We start from the raw sequence: 19,458 nt of genomic DNA on the forward strand, positions 1-19,458 counted from the left end.
GGTGTGGGCCGCTATCGGCACTTCCCCCTCCAACACATCGAAAGTAGGCGGCAAGACCCGTCCGCCGCTAGCAAGGAAGGCCGAACTTACCTCTCTGACCTGCGGTTTCTCCTAAAGGATCTCCTTGAGATCCTGGTCACCAGGGCCCCTCGGCAGCACCACGGGCCGCCGCACGGCGCCGTTCGGGTGACACGACCGGGTGACCCTGGCACCCCGGGCAGGAGAGCGGGCCCCCGGCGTGGCACGGATACCGGACAGCGGTCCGGTCCGCACCACAGAAGGGCACGCCCATGAGCGCTCCCCATCCCCCGCCCGCGAAACCCCCGCCCGCCGGCGCAGACCCCGCACCCCGGCCCCGCACCCCGGCCGCCGCACCCGACCGGGCACGCGGCGCGATGCTCGGGCTCGCCGTCGGCGACGCGCTCGGCGCCCCCGCGGAAAACATGAAACCGTCCCAGATCCGCCGCCGTTGGGGCCGCATCGAAGGCTTCGTCGATGAGGACCCGGCCGGCACCGACGACACCGAATACGCGATCTTCTCCGGACTGCTGCTCGCCGCACACGGCTCGGCGCTGACCGTCGCCGACGTCGAGAACGCCTGGCACCAGTGGATCGCCGACCGCGACGAAGGCCCGTTCCGCGGCGCCGGATTCAGCGAACGCGGCACGCTGGAGAACCTGCGCCGCGGACTCGCCGCCCCCATCTCCGCCCAGCACCGGCACGCCTGGAGCGACGGCCTCGCCATGCGCGCCGCCCCGTTCGGCGTGTTCGCCGCCGGACGCCCCGCCGAAGCCGCCCGGCTGGTCGCCATCGACGGCACCGTCAGCCACGACGGCGAAGGCATCTACGGCGGCCGGGCGGTCGCCGCCGGGGTCGCCACCGCGATGGTCGCCCGCTCCACCGACGCCGTGATCGCCGCCGCGCTCTCCGTCGTCCCCGAGGACTCCTGGACCGCCCGCTCCCTGCGCCGGGCCGTCGGCGCCGCCCAGCGCTCCCGCCACGACCCCGACCTCACCCAGCTCGGCACCGAACGCGCGGTGCGCTCCGCCGTCGTCATCGGCGGCTACCCCTGGACCGACCTGGCACCCGAAGCCGTCGGCCTCGCCTTCGGCGCGTTCGCCGCGGCCCGCGGCGACTTCTCCGCATCGGTGCTCACCGCCGTCAACATGGGCCGGGACGCCGACACCACCGCCGCCGTCGCCGGCGCACTGGCCGGCGCACTCGGCGGCACCGCGGCCATCCCCGCCCCCTGGGCCCGCGCCATCGGACCGGTACGCGGCAGCTGCCTGCCGTCGATGGCCGGCTACCACGTCCTCGACATCGCCGGCCTGCTGGCACCCGGCACCTCGGCCGACGAGGCCGGAACGGCGGCCCGATGACCCACGAACCACCCCGCACGGCGCCCCTGCCCGCCGCAGCTCCCCGGCCCCCCGGAGCCCGCACCGGCCCCGACGAACCCGCCACCCGCTGCCCCGCACCCGCGCACGGCACGCCGCAGGCGGCGCCCCCCGACACCCACTCCCGCATCGAAGGACTGCTCATCGGACTCGCCGCCGGCGACGCGGCGGGCTGGCCGGCCGCCCGCCACCGCGCCGCACGGATGCCCGAATGGACCCGCCGCCTCACCCGCGAACTCGACACCTTCGCCGAACAGAACGCCACCACCACCCTGCCGGTCCCGATCGCACTCAACCAGCCGCCCGAACCCCTGCGGCTCGGCCCGTCCGACGACGCCGAATGGGCCGCCTTCACCGCGAGTTCGGTCCTCACCGCCGCCGGCGCCCCGCTCAGCGACCTCGGCAGGGACCTGCGGATGCGCGCCGCCATCGACCTCGCCTGGAACGGCCTCGCCGCCGAGATCGCCGCAGCCGCCGACCGCGCACCCGAAGTGGAATCCGCCGTACTCCCGCTGCGCGCCCGCATCTCCGTACGCGCCGGACTCGGCAACCTGGCCGCCGGGCTGCGGCCACCCGCCACCGGCCACGACAACCCGCACTTCTTCGACGACGCCGCCTGCGTACGGGCCGCCGTACTCGCCGTCGTCCACCCCGGCGCACCCGGCCCCGCAGCCGAACTCGCCGCATACGACGCCCGCTACACCCAGGACGGCGACGGCGTGCACGGCGCCCGCGCGATGGCCGCCGCCATCGCCACGGCACTCGGCGGCGCCCCCGTCGGCACCTGCCTGACCGCCGCCGTCGACCAACTCCCCGACGGCACCGAAATCCGGCGCAACACCCTGCACGCCCTGCACCTGGCCCGCGCCTGCGCCGGCGCACGCTCCGGCCGCCCCGGGCACGCGTTCGCCCTCGTCCCCGTGCTGGAACACGAAATCGTCGACCACGTCTACAGCTACGGCATCGCCGCCGCCGAAACCGTCCCCGTCGCCCTCGCCCTGGCCCACGCCGCCGGCGGCCAGGTCACCGAAGCCGTCCCCGCCGCCGCCTGCCTGTCCCGGGTCGCCGACTCGGCCCCCGCACTCGCCGGAGCACTGACCGGCGCACTGGGCGGCGCCCCCGCGATCCCCGACAGCTGGCGCGACGCCTGCCGGGTGCTGTCCGGCTGCGCCCTGCCCCGGCTCGCCGGCACCGACCTCGTCGACCTGGCGGCACTGCTGGCCGGCAGCGAACTGACCGCACCCGAAAGCCCGTTGGCACCACCCGCCACCACCCGCCCCACCGCGGAAGGACTCACCCGCACATGACCCCCACCACGCACCACCCGGCCCCGGCCACCCCGCAACCCGCCGCCCCCGCGGCCGAACCGCTCACCGACCGCGTCACCGGATGCCTCGTCGGCGCGGCGGTCGGCGACGCGCTGGGCGGGCCCGTCGAGGGCTGCACACCGGAACAGATCGCCGCACGGCACGGCGGCCGGGTCGAGGGCATCGTCGGCCCGTTCCACGCCGACTGGCGCACCGCCCGCCCCATCGCGCCGTACCACAAGGGCGACGGGCACGTCACCGACGACACCCTCATGACACACGCCCTGGTACGCGTCTACACGACCGTCCGCGACCACATCGACGCCTACGCCGTCGCCGACCACCTCGTACCCGACCTCATCGGCACCCCCCGCTGGATCCCCGAACTGGAGGCCGAAGCCCTGCCGTTGCAGCGCCTCTTCCTCGCCGAGAAGTGGATCGTGGCCCGGCTGCACTACGGACACGTGGACCCGCGGGAGGCCGGCGTGGGAAACATCGTCAACTGCGGCGCCGCGATGTACATGGCACCGGTCGGCCTCGTCAACGCGGGAAACCCACCCGGCGCCTACGCCGAAGCGCTGGACATCGCGGGCGCCCACCAGTCCTCCTACGGACGCGAGGCCGCCGGCGTCTTCGCCGCGGCGGTGGCCGCCGCCTGCACCCCCGGCGCCACCGCGGCATCCGTCGCCGACGCAGCACTGCGGCTGGCCAAGGACGGCACCCGCGCCGCCATCGAAGCGGTCTGCGAAGCCGCGGCCCCGCACACCGGCACCACAGCGGCGCGCATGGCCCTGCGGGCTGCCGTCGCGCCGTTCGACACCGTGGGCCCCGACTACCGCAGCCCCTCCCTGGGCGCCCGCCGCCCGTCCCGGCTGCACGCCATCGAGGAACTGCCCATCGCCCTCGGCATGCTGCTGGTCGCCGACGGCGACTACCGGCGCGCCGTCCTCGGCTCCGTCAACTACGGCAGGGACTGCGACTCGATCGCCACCATGAGCGGCGCACTCGCCGGCGCACTGCACGGCGCCGCCGCGGTGCCCGCCGCATGGAGCGCCGAGGTCGCCCGCGCCAGCCGCCTCGACCTGACGGCCCCGGCCCACGCCCTGGCCGCGGTGGCCCGCGAGGTCTTCGCCCGGGACCGGGCCCGCCGCCTGGCCCACGAGCGGGCGTTCGGCGCGCTGGCGGAGGCATGATGCCCGGTCGCCCCACCGGCACGGGACGCGGCCCCGGCGATCTCTGGCACAGCCGCCACGGATCGTTCCGGGTGGTGACACGACGAACACCCGGAACCACGGGCCCCACAGCCACCACCCCTGCGACCACTCCCCCTCCGTCAACTCCCCTCCCCCACACCGCAGTTCACCCTTCAGCCACACCTCCCCCTCCCCTCCGGCTGACCTGGGTGCAGCCCGAAGACCTCATCGGACACGAACTGCGCCAGGCGGCCGAGGACGGACGGGACGCCACCGCACTCGCCCGCCGCTGGCAGGCCGCCGGCGGCCCACCGCCCCCCGAACGGGCCGGCGCCTCCCCCGCCCCCGCCGACCCCGCGCTCCGCACCCTCGCCCACCACCTCCTCGACGAACTCGCCCAGCTCCCCTCACCGTTGGCCGCCGACGAACCGACCGCACTCGACGCCATCGCCGCCGCACGGCCGCCCCGCGTCGCCGCCCGCGAGGGGAGGGGGCGAGGCTCCCCCCGCCCCCTCCCCCCTCTCCCCCTACGGGGGAGGGGGCGGGGGTGGGTTCGGGGGTGGGGGGAGCGCTCCGGCGCCGAACCACCCGCCCCCACCACCCCCCTCTCCCCCACAGCCACCCCCACCCCCCTGCCCACCCGCCTCGAAGCCGCCTGGCTGGGCCGGGCCGTCGGGTGTCTGCTCGGCAAGCCGGTGGAGAAGCTGCCGCTCGACGGCGTCCGCGCACTGGCCCGCGCGAGCGGCAACTGGCCGCTCGCGTCCTACTTCACCGAGGCCGGCACCGATCCGGCGGTCACCGCCCGCCACCCCTGGAACCGCCGCAGCCGCGGCACCTCACTCGCCGAGAACATCCACGGCATGCCCGAGGACGACGATCTCAACTACCCGCTGCTCGGCCTGCTCCTCATCGAACGCCACGGCCACGGCTTCACCACCGCCGACGTGGCGCGGCTGTGGCTGGACGAGCTGCCCGCGGGCCGCGCCTTCACCGCCGAGCGCGTCGCGTACCGCAATCTGCTGGACGGCATCGAGCCGCCGGACACGGCCCGCCACCGCAATCCGTTCCGCGAGTGGATCGGCGCGCAGATCCGCGCCGACGTCTTCGGCTGGACCCGGCCAGGCGACCCGTACGGCGCCGCCGCCGAGGTCTGGCGGGACGCCGTCCTCAGCCATACGGCGAACGGCGTGTACGGCGCGATGTTCGCCGCCGCCACAGTCGCCGAGGCCGCGGGCGGCGCCTGCGATGTGCACGGTGCCCTGCGCGCCGGCCTCGCCGTCGTCCCCGCCCGCTCCCGGCTGGCCCGCGCCGTCCGCTTCGGCATCGCCGCCGCCCGCGAGGAGCCCACCGGCACACCGGACGGCTTCACGGGCGTCGTCGACCGCCTGCACGCCGCCTACGGGCACCACCACTGGGTGCACGCGGTACCGAACGCCGCGCTGCTGGCCGCCGCCCTCACCCACGCCGACGGCGAATTCTCCGGGTCCATCTGCCGTGCCGTGTCAGGCGGTTGGGACACCGACTCGAACGGCGCGACGGCCGGTTCGGTCGCCGGACTGCTGGCCGGTGACCCCGGCGCGCTCCCTGACCGCTGGACGGCGCCGCTGGGCAACCGGCTCGCCACGACCGTCGGCGGTCTGGACGGCATCGGCTTCGACACCCTCGCCCGGCGCACCGCGGCGCTCGCCGTCCCCCGCCCCCACCGACCGGAGGTATCCCTGCCATGACCGCGCCGCACACCCCTCCCGTACCCGGTCCGCTGTCGGGGCTGCGGGTGCTCGATCTGGCCACGTTGTTCGCCGGGCCGCTCGCCGCGACCCTGCTCGGCGACTTCGGCGCCGAGGTGATCAAGGTGGAGCATCCCCGGCGGCCCGACCCGTCGCGCGGCCACGGCCCGGCCAAGGACGGCGTGGGCCTGTGGTGGAAGCTGCTCGGCCGCAACAAGAAGAACCTCACCCTCGACCTCGCCGACCCTGGTGGCCGCGAGGTGCTGCTCCGGCTGGCCGCCGGCGCCGATGTCGTCGTCGAGAATTTCCGGCCAGGCACGCTGGAGAAGTGGGAGCTGGGCTGGGACGAGCTGTCCGCGGCCAACCCCCGGCTGGTGCTGGCCCGGGTCACCGGCTTCGGCCAGTTCGGCCCGTACGCCCGCAGGCCGGGGTTCGGCACCCTCGCCGAGGCGATGAGCGGGTTCGCCGCGCTCACCGGTGAGGCGGACGGGCCGCCGACGCTGCCGCCCTTCGGTCTGGCCGACTCGATCGCCGCGCTCACCACCGCGTACGCCGTGATGGCCGCGCTGCGCGGGCGGGAGGCGACCGGCCGCGGGCAGGTCGTCGACATGGCGATCATCGAGCCGCTGCTGACCGTCCTGGGGCCGCAGCCCCTCTGGTACGACCAGCTCGGCTACGTCCAGCCGCGGACCGGCAACCGCTCCCCCAACAACGCGCCGCGCAACACCTATCGCACCGCCGACGGGCGGTGGGTCGCGGTCTCCGCGTCGGCGCAGTCCGTCGCGGAGCGGGTGCTGCGGCTGGTGGGCAGGCCCGAGCTGGCCGGCGAGCCGTGGTTCGCCACGGGCGCCGGCCGCGCGGCGCACGCCGACGAGCTGGACGCGGCGGTGGGCGGCTGGATCGCCCGGCACGACAGGGACGAGGTGATCGCCGTCTTCGAGAAGGCGGAGGCCGCCGTCGCTCCGGTGCAGGACATCCGGGACGTGATGGCGGACGAGCAGTACCGCGCGCTCGGCTCGATCACCGAGGTCCCGGACGACGAGCTGGGAACGGTCCGGATGCAGAACGTCCTCTTCCGGCTTTCCGAGACGCCGGGCGCCATCCGCTGGGCAGGCCGGCCGCACGGCGCGGACACCGACGAGGTGCTCACCGGGCTCGGCCTGACCGGCGACGAGATCGCCGGGCTGCGGGCGGCGGGTGCCCTGTGACCTGCGCGTACCGCCCGCCGGACGACGGCGGAGCGACGGCCCCGACCGGCGCGGCGGACCGCCCTGACCCCGCCGCCGATGCCGCCCCTGCGCCCCTGACCTGGCTCTACGTACCGGGCGACCGGCCCGGCGTGGTCACCAAGGCGCTGGGCTGCGGCGCCGACGTGGTGCTGATCGACCTGGAGGACGCGGTCGCCCCGGAGCGCAAGGACCACGCGCTGCGGGCCACCGCCGAGCGGCTCGGCGATCCGGCGCCTGGCCCCGTCCCGGTGCACGTCCGCGTCAACGCCCTGGACGGGCCGCGCGCCGCCGCCGAGATCCGCGCACTCGCCGGACTGCCGGGCCTCGCCGGACTGCGGCTGCCCAAGGTGCACGGCCCCGCCGCCGTCCACCGGGCCGCCACCTGGGCCACCGGATCCGCAGCGGGCCCGGTACCCGCCCTCTACGCCCTGCTCGAATCCGCACTCGGCATCGAGCACGCCTACGCCATCGCCACCGCCCACCCGGCGCTGCGCGGCATCGCCATCGGTGAGGCCGACCTCCGGGCGGAGCTGGGGCTGCGGGACGACGGCGGGCTGCTCTGGCCGCGCAGCCGTACGGTGATCGCCGCCCGCGCCGCCGGGCTGGCCCCGCCGCCCCAGTCGGTGTACCCGGACGTACGCGACGGGGACGGGCTGTCCCGCTCCTGCGCGCACGGCCGTGACCTGGGGTTCTGGGGCCGGGCCGCGATCCATCCGCGGCAGCTTCCGGTGATCGAGGCGGCGTATCTGCCGACGGGGGCGGAGATCGAGGCGGCGGAGGAAGTGGTGAAGGCCGCGGCCGGTGGCGCGGGGGCCGTGGCGCTGCCCGACGGGCGGTTCGTGGACGCCGCGGTGGTCGCCGGAGCCCGCCGGGTGCTGGCGCTTGCGCACCGCCGCCGCTGACGTCCCCGCACACGGCACCGGGCGGGCCCGAAGACATCGGGCCCGCCCGGTACGGTCCGGCGGTGAGCCGCCGCACCAAGTGCGGCGGCGGTGTTCAGGACTTCTTGCCGCTGCTCTCCGCGGGCTCGGTCCCGCCCTTCGCCCCGGCGTCCTCGGCGTCGGGACCGTCCTTCGCGTCCGCACCGTCGCCGTCGGACGCCTTCCCCGGCGCATCCCCCGGCTTCCCGTCCACGGGCTTCCCGTTCGCGGGCTTCCCGTTCGCGGGCTTCCCGCCCTCGGTGGCCTGCCCCTCACCGTCGTCGCCGCCGTCACCGTCGGCGTCCGTGCCGTCATCGGGCTGCGCGCCCGGCTCCACGACCGCCTCGCGGCCCGGCGCCTTCCGCGCGGAGACCACCATGTAGACGAGGGCCAGGACCAGGACGATCAGCGCGGTCCAGACGTTGAGCCGCAGGCCCAGGATGTGGTGCGCCTCGTCGACGCGCATGTACTCGATCCAGGCGCGGCCCACGCAGTACGAGGCGACATACAGCGCGAACGCCCGGCCGTGCCCGAGCCGGAAACGCTTGTCGGCCCAGATCACCAGCGCGGCGACGCCCAGGCACCACAGGCTCTCGTACAGGAACGTCGGATGGTACGTGCCGCCGACCCGGCCGATCGCCGGGTCGGAGCTGATCTTCAGCGCCCACGGGACATCGGTCGCCCGGCCGTAGAGTTCCTGGTTGAACCAGTTGCCCCAGCGGCCGATGGCCTGGCCGATGGCGAGGCCGGGGGCCAGCGCGTCGCAGTAGGCCGGCAGCGGGATACCGCGGCGACGGCAGCCGATCCAGGCACCGACCGCGCCGAGCGCCACCGCTCCCCAGATGCCGAGGCCGCCCTCCCACACCTTGAAGGCGTCGAGCGGATGGCCGTCCTTGCCGAAGTACGGCTCGTACGTCGTGATGACGTGGTAGAGCCGCCCGCCGACGAGCCCGAAGGGCACGGCCCAGACGGCGATGTCCGCGACCGTCCCGGACCGGCCACCGCGCTGCACCCAGCGCTTGTTGCCGAGCCAGACGCCCAGGAAGACACCGATGATGATGCAGAACGCGTAGCCGCGGAGCGGGATCGGGCCTAGATGAACGACACCGGTCGACGGGCTGGGAATGAATGCGAGGTCCATGGCAGGGTCGACGCTACCCCGCCGGGCGGGGTCGGCGGCAACCCGCCCGGCAACGGCTCCGTAACGACACCGGCGGGCGCCGCCCCGCCCCGCCCCGGAGCGGAGTTACGACGACGGCGCCGCGCTCGTGCCCGGCTGCTTGCCCTTGTTGGCGTCCAGCACCATCTTCTTGAAGTCCGCCGGTGTGAACTGCCCGTTCTTTTCCTTTGCCAGATCCTTGCCGTTGAGCAGGACGGTCGGGGTGCCGCGGTAGCCGGACGAGGTGAAGGCGGCGTTGGACTTGCGGACGAGCGCGTCGTACGTCCCGTCGTTGACGCAGGCGCTGAAGGCGGCGGACGGCAGGCCCTTGACCTTGCCCGCGAGTTGGATGAGCAGCTTCTTGTCGGCGAACTTGTCCTGCTGCTCGGGCGGCTGGTTCGCGTAGAGCACGTCGTGATAGTCGCGGAACCTGCCGGCGTTCTGGGCGCAGAGGGCGGCGTTGGCGGCGTTGAGTGATCCCATGCCGCCCGCGCTGCCGTCGATGATCGTGGCGAGGTGGTACGAGGACCTCAACTGCCCGGAGTCCTCCAACTCGTGGATGACCGACCGGAATCCGGTCTCGAACTGCTGGCAGGCGGGGCAGCGGAAGTCCTCCCAGACCGTGAGGCCGGAGGGGGCGTCGGGGGCGCCCACCGGGACGGCGGGCTTGGCACCGCCGGTCGCCCCCTTCGGGACGGTCACCCGGGCGGCACTGTCCTCGCTCCCCCCGGACGACGACGCCCAGAAGGCGATGCCGCCGCCGACCGCCAGCACCGCGACCACCGCCCCGGCGACGACCGCCTGCCGGCTGCGCCGGGCGCGGGCCTTCTCCTTCGCACGCTGTTCCTGCAGCCGCTCGCGGGCGCTGCTCTTACCGTCTCGATTCTTCTGGCTCACCCCAGGGACAACGAAGCGGAGGGGTGCCGCTGCCCCCCTCCGCCCGATGTTCGCCCTATCGGGGGACGGAACCGCCGGTGCCGCACACCCGTGCCCGGCCGCCCGCACCGGCGCGGTGCGGGCGGCCGGACGCACTGCTAGCGGCGCTTGCGGACCCCCGCCGCGAGTTCACCGGCCAGCGCGCGGACACCCGCGAGACCGGCCTCCAGGTCGTCCTCATCGGCCAGCATCCGCTTGACGAACGCCGAGCCGACGATGACGCCGTCGGCGAACTGCGCGACCTCCGCGGCCTGTTCGGGGTTGGAGACGCCGAGTCCGACGCAGACCGGGAGGTCCGTGGTGGCCCGGGTCCTGCCGACCAGTTCCTGTGCCTCGCGGCCGACCGACTCGCGGGTGCCGGTGACCCCCATCAGCGAAGCGGCGTAGACGAAGCCGCTGCCGGCCGCGGTGATCTTGGCGAGGCGGGCGTCGCGGCTGCTCGGCGCGACCACGAAGACGGTGGCAAGGCCGTGCTCTTCGGCGGCCTTGCGCCACACGTCGGACTCCTCGACCGGCAGGTCGGGCAGGATGCAGCCGGCCCCGCCTGCGGCGGCGAGATCGGCGGCGAACCGCTCGACGCCGTAGCGGTCGACGGGGTTCCAGTACGTCATGCACAGCACCGGCGCCCCGGTGGCCGCGTGTGCCTCGCGGACCGTGCGGATCACGTCGGTGATCTTCACTCCGGCCCGCAGCGCGATGTCGTCGGCGGTCTGGATGACCGGCCCGTCCAGGACCGGGTCGCTGTGCGGCAGCCCGACCTCGACGACGTCGCAGCCGCCCTCCAGCATGGCCGTCACCGCGCGGATGCCGCCGTCCACGGTCGGGAAGCCGGCCGGGAGGTAGCCGACGAGCGCGGCCCGCTTCTCGGCGCGGGCGTCCGCCAGCACCGACTCCAGCAGCGCGATGTTGCCCGGTGTACCCGAATTGCCCGCCATCACTTCTCCCCCGCGCCCGTGGCGTCGTTGTCGTACAGCCCGAAGTAACGGGCCGCGGTGTCCATGTCCTTGTCGCCCCGGCCCGAGAGGTTGACCAGCAGCAGCCCGTCGGGGCCCAGCTCGCGGCCCAGTTCCAGCGCCCCGGCGAGTGCGTGCGCGCTCTCGATGGCGGGGATGATGCCCTCGGTCTGCGACAGCAGCCGCAGCGCCTGCATGGCCTGGTCGTCGGTGACCGCACGGTACTCGGCGCGGCCGATGTCCTTGAGGTAGGAGTGCTCGGGGCCGATGCCCGGGTAGTCCAGACCGGCGGAGATCGAGTACGGCTCGGTGATCTGCCCGTCCTCGTCCTGGAGTACGTACGAACGCGAGCCGTGCAGGATGCCGGGGGTGCCCGCGGTGAGGGTGGCGGCGTGCTCGCCGCTCGCCACGCCGTGGCCGCCGGGCTCGCAGCCGACCAGCCGGACGCTCTCGTCGGGCAGGAAGGCGTGGAAGAGGCCGATGGCGTTGGATCCGCCGCCCACGCAGGCCACCGCGGCGTCCGGCAGCCGGCCGGCCCGCTCCACGATCTGCCGGCGGGCCTCGACGCCGATGACGCGGTGGAAGTCGCGCACCAGGGCAGGGAAGGGGTGCGGGCCCGCGACCGTACCGAAGAGGTAGTGCGTGCGGTCGACGTTGGCGACCCAGTCGCGGAACGCCTCGTTGATGGCGTCCTTGAGGGTGCGGCTGCCGGACTTCACGGCGATGACCTCGGCGCCGAGCATCCGCATCCGGGCGACGTTGAGTGCCTGGCGCTTGGTGTCGACCTCGCCCATGTAAATGGTGCATTCGAGGCCGAAGAGGGCGCAGGCGGTGGCGGTGGCGACGCCGTGCTGGCCCGCGCCGGTCTCGGCGATGACCCGGGTCTTGCCCATCCGCTTGGTGAGCAGCGCCTGGCCGAGCACGTTGTTGATCTTGTGCGAGCCGGTGTGGTTGAGGTCCTCGCGCTTGAGGAACACCCGGGCGCCGCCCGCGTGTCGGGCGAACCGCGGCACCTCGGTGAGCGCGCTGGGACGCCCCGTGTAGTTGACCATCAGGTCGTCCAGCTCGGCGGCGAACGCGGGGTCCGCCTTGGCCTTCTCGTACTCGGCGGCGACCTCGTCGACCGCGGCGACCAGCGCTTCGGGGATGAACTTGCCGCCGAAGGCACCGAAATAGCCCGTGGGGTCGGGAACTTGCCCCTCGGGGTCGGGAAGGAAGAAATCGGAGGACATCTGACGCGCTCCTAGGCCGGGGCAACTGCCCCGGAAATCTGGGGTGTCTGGGATATCGGGAACGTGTGGATACGCCGGGGATCCGAGGGCCGACGAGTGGCGAGCGGAGCCGGGGGCGAGCTGGACGGTTGCCGGGGGGAGCCGGACGGTTGCCGGGGAGGGCAGAGCCGGACGGTTGCCGGGGGGAGCCGGACGGTTGCCGGGACCGACGCCGAAGCAAGCGATGACCGGCGCCGATGCGAGGCGCTGCCGCCCCTGGTGCTCCCCCGCCCCCTCCCCCCTCTCCCCCTACGGGGGAGGGGGCGGGGGTGGGTTCGGGGGTGGGGGGGGGCAGCAGCCCTTGGGAACAGCAGCCCTTGAGGGACAGCAGCCTTCCCGCACAGCGACCGACGCCGACCCGCACAGCGCCGGCATCGGCCCGCGCAGCATCCGCCACCGGGCCCACCTGACCGGCAGCCCTCAGCCGAAGCGACCGCCGTTCAGCGCCCGCCGCGACGCGCCGCGTCTCAGCGCGTGGTCTCCCGGCGCCATCGCATGCCGTTGATCTGGCCCGGTTCGGAGCCGATGTGGTACCTGACCCGACGGCCGTGGATACGGCGGGCGGGTGCCCGGCAGCCGCGGTGCCAGGGCGGCAGCGCGCAGCGGCTCGGCAGCGCGCAGGACCGGCGGGACGCCGCCGTGCGCGCGCGGGGTCCTGGCGCCGGGTACGGCAGCCGGACGGCAACCACCGCGGCGCGCACACCGGCCGGGCCCGGGTCGGTGTCCCGGGCGGGGCGGCGGGTGCCGGTGGCGGCTGCGGTCATGTCGGTGTCCTCGTGCCCGCGCCGGTCAGGACCGGCCGTGCCGGATCGCCGGGTGCGAGCCCGCGGCGACCAGGTCGGCGACGGCGGTCCTGGGGTCCTTGCCGGTGACCAAGGACTCGCCGACGAGGACGGCGTCCGCACCGTCGTTGGCGTACGCGATCAGGTCGTGCGGGCCGCGCACCCCCGACTCGGCGATCTTGACGATGTGGTCGGGGATCTCGGGGGCGATCCGGGCGAAGTTGCCGCGGTCGACCTCCAGGGTCTTGAGGTTGCGCGCGTTCACGCCGATGATCCGGGCGCCGGCGTCGACCGCCCGCGCGGCCTCTTCCTCGTCGTGCGCCTCGACCAGCGGCGTCAGGCCGATCGACTCGGCCCGCTCGATGAGCGAGACCAGTGCTTCCTGCTCCAGCGCGGCGACGATCAGCAGCGCCAGGTCGGCGCCGTGCGCACGGGCCTCCCACAGCTGGTAGGCGGTGACGATGAAGTCCTTGCGCAGGACGGGGATGTCGACCTTGGCGCGGACCGCGTCGAGGTCGGCCAGCGAACCGCCGAACTTGCGCTGCTCGGTGAGTACGGAGATGACCGCGGCGCCGCCCGCTTCGTAGTCGGCCGCCAGACCTGCCGGGTCGGCGATCGCGGCGAGCGCGCCCTTGGAGGGGCTGGAGCGCTTGACCTCGCAGATCACCGTGACGCTCTCGCCCTTGAGGGCGGCGACACCGTCCTTGGCCGGGCGGGCCTTCCGGGCGCGCTCCTTCAGCTCGTCGAGGCTGACGCGCGCCTGTCGCTCGGCGAGGTCGGCGCGGACTCCGTCGATGATCTCGTCAAGCACACTCACGCGAGCGGCCTCCTTCTAGAACGGTGGAGGGGAACAGTCGCCCAGGGGGCGGGGTACGTCCCCTCAGGCTCTTCGATGGTATCCGGCCGGGGGCTCAGGTCCCGCATCCGGTGGACCGTGGTCCCACCACCTGGACATCGGCGGGTGGCCGACGAATGCCACATGGCCGCAGGTCACGGCGTCAGGGCGGCGCCGAAGGGGAGGTTGCGGACGGCCGTGAAGACCAGCAGCAGGGCGCCGGCCGCCCACCAGTGGACGGCGCCCAGCCGCGGCCCCGCGGTGGGCAGGCCGCGGGCCGCGCGGAGTGTCCACACCACCCAGAACACGGCGCAGGCGGCGTAGCAGGCCACGGCCGGGGCGTTGGCCTCGAGCGCGGTGCCGAGATCGCCGTGCGCCACCGCGTGCGCGCTGCGCAGGCCGCCGCAGGCGGGGCAGTAGATGCCGGTGAGATGCAGCAGCGGGCAGACGGGATAGTGGCCCGGGTGGTTCGGGTCGACGGCGCCGACGTAGCCGAAGGCGGCGAGGCCGGCCGCCAGGGCGCCGAGGGGCGCCGTCAGCCGGCGGAGCGGTCCCGGGCGGGCGCCGGGCGGGCCGCAGGGCCGGTGGGGCGCGGCGGGTGCGGGGACGCTCTCGCGGAGGGGTGCGGCGGCGGGTTCCTGCCGGGTCTGCGCCACGGGTTCACTCACGCTGCCGATTGTGCTGCGGCATGCGCGAAGGCGCAGCTTCTCGGCCTCCGTACGGGGCGTACGGACGGGGGCCGGGGAGCGGCGCCTTCGGTGAGGTGTGCGGTCCGGGCGCCGGGGTGCGGCGCCGGACGAGCGGTCGGTCAGCCTTCCTGCGGCTGGACCTGGGGCGCGGGCTTCGGGGAGCTCTTCGGGACCGAGCCGAGGCCGGCCACCCGCATCACGCCGCCGACGACGGCACCGAGGCCGATCAGGACCATGCCCGCCCAGAATCCGGGCACGTTCGCCATCACGATGAAGGCGCCCGCGACACAGAAGCCGATGAACGAAATGATGACGCCGGTCCATGCGGCGGGGGTGTGTCCGTGGCCACTGCTCGACATGAATGCTCCTCGTAGCTCTTTCGCGCCGGTCTCGGGGCGCGGTGATACCTCGTCGTCCATTGTCACCGATGCCGGACGGGGCACGGCTACCGGGTCGGGTCCTCACCGCGGTCGAGGGACTTCCAGATCTCCTCGGGGCGGTCCGGGTCCGGCGCCTGCGCGGCGCGGCGCGGGCCGCGGGCGCCGTCGGCCGTGCGCTCGTAACGGCCCGACATCGCAGGCCAGTGGCGCCCCCGGAACAGTGCGAGCAGTCCGGCGATCAGCAGCAGCACGCCGCCGGCCGCGGCCACCCAGGGCCACAGGGTGTGCGTGACGTGATGCACATCGGTTCCGCTCAGGCCGACCGCGGTGGCGGCCTTCTCGCGCAGCGCGGCGGTGTCGGAGTTGCCGAGCGCGGCGGCGACGGCGATGCCGAGGCCGCTGAGGGCGAGCAGTGCGGCGACGGCGTACCGGCCGACCCTGCGTACCGCGAAGACGGCGACCAGGGCGGCGAGGCCGACGACGGCGAGGGCGCCCGGCACGCCGGTCACGTCCGTGCCGGACACGGTGCGCGGCAGGTCGCCCTGGGCCAGGACCGCGGTGCCGCGGGCCCAGGTGCGGCCGGAGGCGAGCAGTGCGAGCCCTGCGCCCGCGGCGCCGAGCAGCAGCGCGGCGGCGAGGCTGCGCCGGGCGCTGCGGGGCGGGGCGGCCGGCGCGGGCGCGGCGTCTGTACGGGGCTGGGGTGCGGCACTCACGGGTACCACTATCGCGTACGTCCTGCGGTGGCCGGGCGCGGGGTGGTCCGCGCCCGGCGGCGTCGGGGCCGGGTCAGCTGCCGAGGTGGTTGGCGGTGTGCACGGCGCGCAGTACGGCGGCTGCCTTGTTGCGGCACTCGGTGTCCTCGGCGACCGGGTCGGAGTCGGCGACGATTCCCGCGCCGGCCTGCACGTACGCGGTGCCGTCGCGCAGCAGGGCGGTGCGGATCGCGATGGCGGTGTCGGAGTCACCGGCGAAGTCGAGGTAGCCGACGCAGCCGCCGTACAGGCCGCGCCGGGTCGGCTCCAGTTCCTCGATGATCTGGAGGGCGCGCGGCTTGGGGGCTCCGGAGAGGGTGCCGGCGGGGAAGCAGGCGGTGAGCACGTCGAAGGCGGTGCGTCCTTCGGCGACGCGTCCGGTGACGGTCGAGACGATGTGCATGACGTGGCTGTAGCGCTCGACGGACATGAAGTCGACGACCTCGACGCTGCCGGGCGCGCAGACCCGGCCGAGGTCGTTGCGGCCCAGGTCGACGAGCATGAGGTGCTCGGCGCGTTCCTTGGGGTCGCCCATCAGCTCGTCGGCGAGTGCCTGGTCCTCCTGGACGGTGGCGCCGCGCGGGCGGGTGCCGGCGATGGGGTGGACCGTCGCCCGGCCGTCCTCGACCTTGACCAGCGCCTCGGGGCTCGATCCGACGACGTCCACGCCGTCTTCGAAGCGGAAGAGGTACATGTAGGGGCTGGGGTTGGTGGCCCGCAGCACGCGGTAGACGTCCAACGCGCTTGCCGTGCAGGGGGTTTCGAAGCGCTGGGACGGCACCACCTGGAACGCCTCGCCGGCCCGGATGCGCTCCTTGATGTCCTCGACGGTCTCCTGGAACGCCGCGCCGCCCCATTCGGCGGTGAACGGCGGGAGCGCGGACGGCGGGAGTGCGGCGGCGCTCGCGGGGGCGGGCCTGGCCAGGTCGTCGGCCATCGCGTCGAGCCGGGCGACCGCGTCCGCGTACGCCTCGTCGATGCCGGTGTCGAGGTCGTTGTGGTTGATCGCGTTGGCGATCAGCAGGACGGTGCCGTTCCAGTGGTCGAGGACGGCGAGGTCGGAGGTGAGCAGCATGGTCAGTTCGGGCAGTCCGAGGTCGTCGTCGGTCTGCTCGGTGAACTTCTCCAGGCGGCGCACGATGTCGTAGCCGAGGTAGCCGACCATGCCGCCGGTGAAGGGCGGCAGGCCCGCGTCCTCCAGGAGGTCGCGGGGGGTGTGCAGCGTCTCGACGGTGGCGCGCAGGGCGGCGAGCGGGTCGCCGTCGGTGGGCACGCCGACGGGCGGGGTGCCGAGCCAGTGGGCCTGTCCTTCGCGTGCGGTGAGCGTCGCGGCGCTGCGGACGCCGATGAAGGAGTAGCGCGACCACGTGCGGCCGTTCTCGGCGGACTCCAGGAGGAAGGTGCCGGGGCGTTCGGCCGCGAGTTTTCGGTAGAGCCCCACCGGGGTGTCGCCGTCGGCGAGGAGGCGCCGGGTGACGGGGATGACCCGGCGGTCCTTGGCGAGGGTGCGGAAGGTGTCGAGGTCCGGAGTGGCGGTGCCGGTGGTTCCCGTGGTCATGGCAGCGGAGCCTACTGGTCGGCGGGGGGCGCGGTGATCAGTACGTCCGCATCGAAGCAGGTGCGGGCACCGGTGTGGCAGGCCGCGCCGACCTGGTCGACGGTGACCAGGACGGTGTCGGCGTCGCAGTCCAGGGCCACGGACCTGACGTGCTGGACGTGGCCTGATGTGTCGCCCTTGACCCAGTACTCGCGGCGGCTGCGGGACCAGTACGTGCAGCGTCCTGTGGTGAGGGTGCGGTGCAGCGCCTCGTCGTCCATCCAGCCGAGCATCAGGACCTCGCCGGTGTCGTACTGCTGGGCGATGGCGGGGACGAGTCCGTCGGGGCCGTGCTTGAGACGGGCGGCGACGGCGGGGGCGAGGGCGGTGCTGCCGGGGGCGGCGGGGCCGGGGGTGGCGGTGGTTTCGGGGGCGGGGCTGCTCATGGGGCCATTGTGCCGTGCCGGGCCCGGCCTGCGGGTGGGGCGTGCGGTGCGGGGGCGGTGGGTGTGCGGCATGCTGCTGGGCATGTCGTCGCCGCAGCCGCCCGTGCCGCCGTCGGGGCGCCCGGGTCCTGAGCCGGTGTCCGGGTCGGGACCGTGGGGTGATCAGGACCGGGCGGCGAAGGTCGCCGTGGTGGTGCTGGGGGCGGTGTTCGGGGCCGCCGTGGTGGTGGCGGTGGTGCTGGGGGTCGTGCTGAGGGGATGACGGGGCCGGGGCGGCGGCCGTGGAGGGTGCTGCGGGTGTGTGTGCGGTGGCGTGGCAGGGGCCGGGAGGCGGTCGTAGGCTGGCCGTATGTCGACCCATGCGAAGCGTGAACGGCTTCTTCTCGCCGACCTGTTGGAGAGCGCGGGCCCCTCGGCTCCGACGCTGTGCGCGGACTGGACGGCCCGGGATCTCGCCGCCCATGTCGTGGTGCGGGAGCGGCGGGCCGACGCGGCGGGCGGTCTTTTCGTCAAGCCGTTGGCGGGGCGGCTCGAACGGGTGCAGGCGGAGTACGCGCGAAAGCCGTTCGATGAACTGATCGGGCTGATCAGGAGCGGGCCGCCGCGGATGTCGCCGTTCGCCCTGAAGCAGATCGACGAGGCGTCGAACACGGTGGAGTTCTACGTCCATGCCGAGGACGTGCGCCGGGCGCAGCCGGACTGGGTGCGGCGGGAGCTGGATCCGGTGTTCTCGGACGTGTTGTGGTCGCGCCTGGAGAAGATGGCGCGGCTGCTGGGGCGGAAGTCGCCGGTCGGGCTGGTGCTGCGGCGGCCGGACGGGCGGGTGGCCGTGGCGCGGCGTGGGGTGCCTGTGGTGACGGTGGTCGGTGAGCCGGGTGAGCTGACGTTGTTCGCGTTCGGGCGGCAGGCGGCGGCCGACGTGACGCTGGAGGGGGATCAGGAGGCCGTCGGGCGGGTGGTGACGGCCGCGTTGGGGGTGTGACGGCCGGAGTTCATGAGGGGGCGGGGGCCAGGTGGGTCCGGAGCATGTTCTGGAGTTCTCTGGCGGCTCGCGGGGGTGAGACGTCGCCGCGGTGTGCCATGGAGACGGTGCGGTGCATGCCGGGGGTGGCGAAACGGGTGACGCGCAGGCCGGAGCGTTCGGCGACCATGCTGGGGACCACAGCGATGCCCAGGCCCGCGCGGGCGAAGCCGAGTACGGCGTCCATTTCGCCGCCCTCGACGGTGAAGGCCGGTTCGAAGCCTGCCGCGCGGCAGGCAGCGGTGGTGAATTCGCGGAGGTCGTAGCCGCGGCGGAACATCGCCAGCGGGTGGTCACGGAGGTCTTCGACGCGGATGCGGCGGCGGCCCGACGGGGCGGGGGTGCCGGGAGCCGAGACCACGACGAGTTCCTCGCGGAGGAGTTCGGTGGTGGTCAGGGCGGGGGCCTGGACGGGGAGCGGCGTGATGACCAGGGCCAGGTCGAGTGCGCCGGCGGCCAGGGCGCGGACGAGGTCCTGGGAGCCGTCCTCGTTGACGATCAGCTCGACGCCGGGGTAGCGGGTGTGGAAGGCGCTGAGGACGTCGGGGACGAGGGTCGCGCAGAGGCTGGGCGGGGCGCCGAGACGCAGTCGGCCGCGGCGGAGCCTGGCGACTTCCTGGACCTCGCGGCGGGCGGTTTCGGTGTCGGCCAGGATGCGGCGGGCCAGCGGGAGGAGGGTTTCGCCGGCGTCGGTGAGGGTGATGTGGCCGCGGGCGCGGTGGAAGAGGTCGGCACCCAACTCCCGTTCCAGGGCGCGGATCTGCTGGGAGAGGGAGGGCTGGGCGACGTGTTCGCGGTCGGCGGCGCGGGTGAAGTGACGGGTGTCGGCGACCGCGGTGAAGTAGCGGAGCTGCTGTAGCTGCATGGTGGGGATGGTAGGCGACGATAGGCGTGGGCTATGGAGATCAGCCGGTCCATGTCTTG

The 19,458-nt window shown here is 74.5% G+C and carries 20 protein-coding genes; 8 read left to right on the forward strand and 12 right to left on the reverse strand.

What is annotated here, in order from left to right:
• Nucleotides 1-290: 290 nt before the first annotated feature.
• The 6 genes from ACGFNI_RS01065 to ACGFNI_RS01090 all read left to right on the forward strand — a co-directional run bounded on the left by ACGFNI_RS01065 (nt 291) and on the right by ACGFNI_RS01090 (nt 7,755).
• Nucleotides 291-1,379, forward strand: a complete 1,089-nt coding sequence (locus tag ACGFNI_RS01065; protein ID WP_393679397.1) for an ADP-ribosylglycohydrolase family protein — start codon at nt 291-293, stop codon at nt 1,377-1,379.
• On the forward strand, nt 1,376-2,704 hold the full coding sequence (locus tag ACGFNI_RS01070; protein WP_393679398.1) for an ADP-ribosylglycohydrolase family protein: 1,329 nt from the start codon (nt 1,376-1,378) through the stop codon (nt 2,702-2,704). Before ACGFNI_RS01065 ends, ACGFNI_RS01070 begins: the two co-directional genes overlap by 4 nt.
• Entirely contained in the window at nt 2,701-3,897 is a 1,197-nt protein-coding gene (locus ACGFNI_RS01075) for an ADP-ribosylglycohydrolase family protein (RefSeq protein ID WP_393679400.1), read from the forward strand. The genes ACGFNI_RS01070 and ACGFNI_RS01075 overlap by 4 nt, the downstream gene beginning before the upstream one ends.
• A 209-nt stretch (nt 3,898-4,106) precedes the next feature.
• Nucleotides 4,107-5,624, forward strand: coding sequence for an ADP-ribosylglycohydrolase family protein (locus tag ACGFNI_RS01080; protein ID WP_393679402.1), 1,518 nt, complete (start codon nt 4,107-4,109; stop codon nt 5,622-5,624).
• A complete protein-coding gene (locus ACGFNI_RS01085) occupies nt 5,621-6,832 on the forward strand; it encodes a CaiB/BaiF CoA transferase family protein (RefSeq protein ID WP_393679404.1) in 1,212 nt (403 codons plus the stop codon). The genes ACGFNI_RS01080 and ACGFNI_RS01085 overlap by 4 nt, the downstream gene beginning before the upstream one ends.
• A 95-nt stretch (nt 6,833-6,927) precedes the next feature.
• Entirely contained in the window at nt 6,928-7,755 is an 828-nt protein-coding gene (locus tag ACGFNI_RS01090; protein ID WP_393680299.1) for an HpcH/HpaI aldolase/citrate lyase family protein, read from the forward strand.
• Nucleotides 7,756-7,849: 94 nt separating this feature from the next.
• On the opposite strand, the gene lgt is transcribed toward ACGFNI_RS01090, so the two are convergent.
• From lgt to hisI, 11 genes are all read right to left on the reverse strand, one after another.
• Nucleotides 7,850-8,914 (reverse strand): prolipoprotein diacylglyceryl transferase, encoded by a 1,065-nt coding sequence (gene lgt / locus ACGFNI_RS01095; RefSeq protein ID WP_393679406.1) that lies wholly within the window; start codon nt 8,912-8,914, stop codon nt 7,850-7,852.
• Between the two features lie 105 nt (nt 8,915-9,019).
• Complete coding sequence (locus ACGFNI_RS01100; RefSeq protein ID WP_393679407.1) at nt 9,020-9,829, reverse strand: DsbA family protein; 810 nt, start codon at nt 9,827-9,829, stop codon at nt 9,020-9,022.
• A 137-nt stretch (nt 9,830-9,966) separates the two neighbouring features.
• Nucleotides 9,967-10,803, reverse strand: a complete 837-nt coding sequence (gene trpA / locus ACGFNI_RS01105; protein WP_393679408.1) for a tryptophan synthase subunit alpha — start codon at nt 10,801-10,803, stop codon at nt 9,967-9,969.
• Nucleotides 10,803-12,053, reverse strand: a complete 1,251-nt coding sequence (trpB, locus tag ACGFNI_RS01110; protein ID WP_393679410.1) for a tryptophan synthase subunit beta — start codon at nt 12,051-12,053, stop codon at nt 10,803-10,805. The genes trpA and trpB overlap by 1 nt, the downstream gene beginning before the upstream one ends.
• Before the next feature lie 506 nt (nt 12,054-12,559).
• Nucleotides 12,560-12,706 (reverse strand): tryptophan biosynthesis modulator TrpM, encoded by a 147-nt coding sequence (gene trpM, locus ACGFNI_RS01115; protein WP_393680300.1) that lies wholly within the window; start codon nt 12,704-12,706, stop codon nt 12,560-12,562.
• Between the two features lie 175 nt (nt 12,707-12,881).
• A complete protein-coding gene (gene trpC, locus ACGFNI_RS01120) occupies nt 12,882-13,691 on the reverse strand; it encodes an indole-3-glycerol phosphate synthase TrpC (RefSeq protein ID WP_393679411.1) in 810 nt (269 codons plus the stop codon).
• A 173-nt stretch (nt 13,692-13,864) separates the two neighbouring features.
• On the reverse strand, nt 13,865-14,377 hold the full coding sequence (locus tag ACGFNI_RS01125) for a DUF2752 domain-containing protein (protein WP_393679413.1): 513 nt from the start codon (nt 14,375-14,377) through the stop codon (nt 13,865-13,867).
• Nucleotides 14,378-14,517: 140 nt separating this feature from the next.
• Nucleotides 14,518-14,757, reverse strand: coding sequence for an HGxxPAAW family protein (locus tag ACGFNI_RS01130; protein WP_393679415.1), 240 nt, complete (start codon nt 14,755-14,757; stop codon nt 14,518-14,520).
• 86 nt (nt 14,758-14,843) lie between these two features.
• On the reverse strand, nt 14,844-15,491 hold the full coding sequence (locus ACGFNI_RS01135; protein ID WP_393679417.1) for a TIGR02234 family membrane protein: 648 nt from the start codon (nt 15,489-15,491) through the stop codon (nt 14,844-14,846).
• 73 nt (nt 15,492-15,564) lie between these two features.
• Nucleotides 15,565-17,088 carry an anthranilate synthase component I gene (locus ACGFNI_RS01140; RefSeq protein WP_393679418.1) on the reverse strand — a complete coding sequence of 508 codons (1,524 nt, stop codon included), beginning with the start codon at nt 17,086-17,088 and terminating at the stop codon, nt 15,565-15,567.
• Nucleotides 17,089-17,099: 11 nt separating this feature from the next.
• Nucleotides 17,100-17,513: a phosphoribosyl-AMP cyclohydrolase gene (gene hisI / locus ACGFNI_RS01145; protein ID WP_393679420.1), complete on the reverse strand. Its 414-nt coding sequence runs from the start codon at nt 17,511-17,513 to the stop codon at nt 17,100-17,102.
• Between the two features lie 82 nt (nt 17,514-17,595).
• On the opposite strand from hisI, the gene ACGFNI_RS01150 reads away from it, so the two are divergent.
• Together ACGFNI_RS01150 and ACGFNI_RS01155 are read left to right on the forward strand one after the other, a co-directional pair.
• Nucleotides 17,596-17,775, forward strand: coding sequence for a hypothetical protein (locus tag ACGFNI_RS01150; protein ID WP_393679422.1), 180 nt, complete (start codon nt 17,596-17,598; stop codon nt 17,773-17,775).
• 87 nt (nt 17,776-17,862) lie between these two features.
• Nucleotides 17,863-18,495, forward strand: a complete 633-nt coding sequence (locus ACGFNI_RS01155; RefSeq protein ID WP_393679423.1) for a TIGR03085 family metal-binding protein — start codon at nt 17,863-17,865, stop codon at nt 18,493-18,495.
• Between the two features lie 10 nt (nt 18,496-18,505).
• On the opposite strand, the gene ACGFNI_RS01160 is transcribed toward ACGFNI_RS01155, so the two are convergent.
• On the reverse strand, nt 18,506-19,399 hold the full coding sequence (locus tag ACGFNI_RS01160; protein ID WP_393679424.1) for a LysR family transcriptional regulator: 894 nt from the start codon (nt 19,397-19,399) through the stop codon (nt 18,506-18,508).
• Nucleotides 19,400-19,458 lie beyond the last annotated feature (59 nt).

Source organism: Streptomyces sp. NPDC048644 (genome assembly GCF_043199105.1).
Lineage (GTDB): Bacteria > Actinomycetota > Actinomycetes > Streptomycetales > Streptomycetaceae > Streptomyces.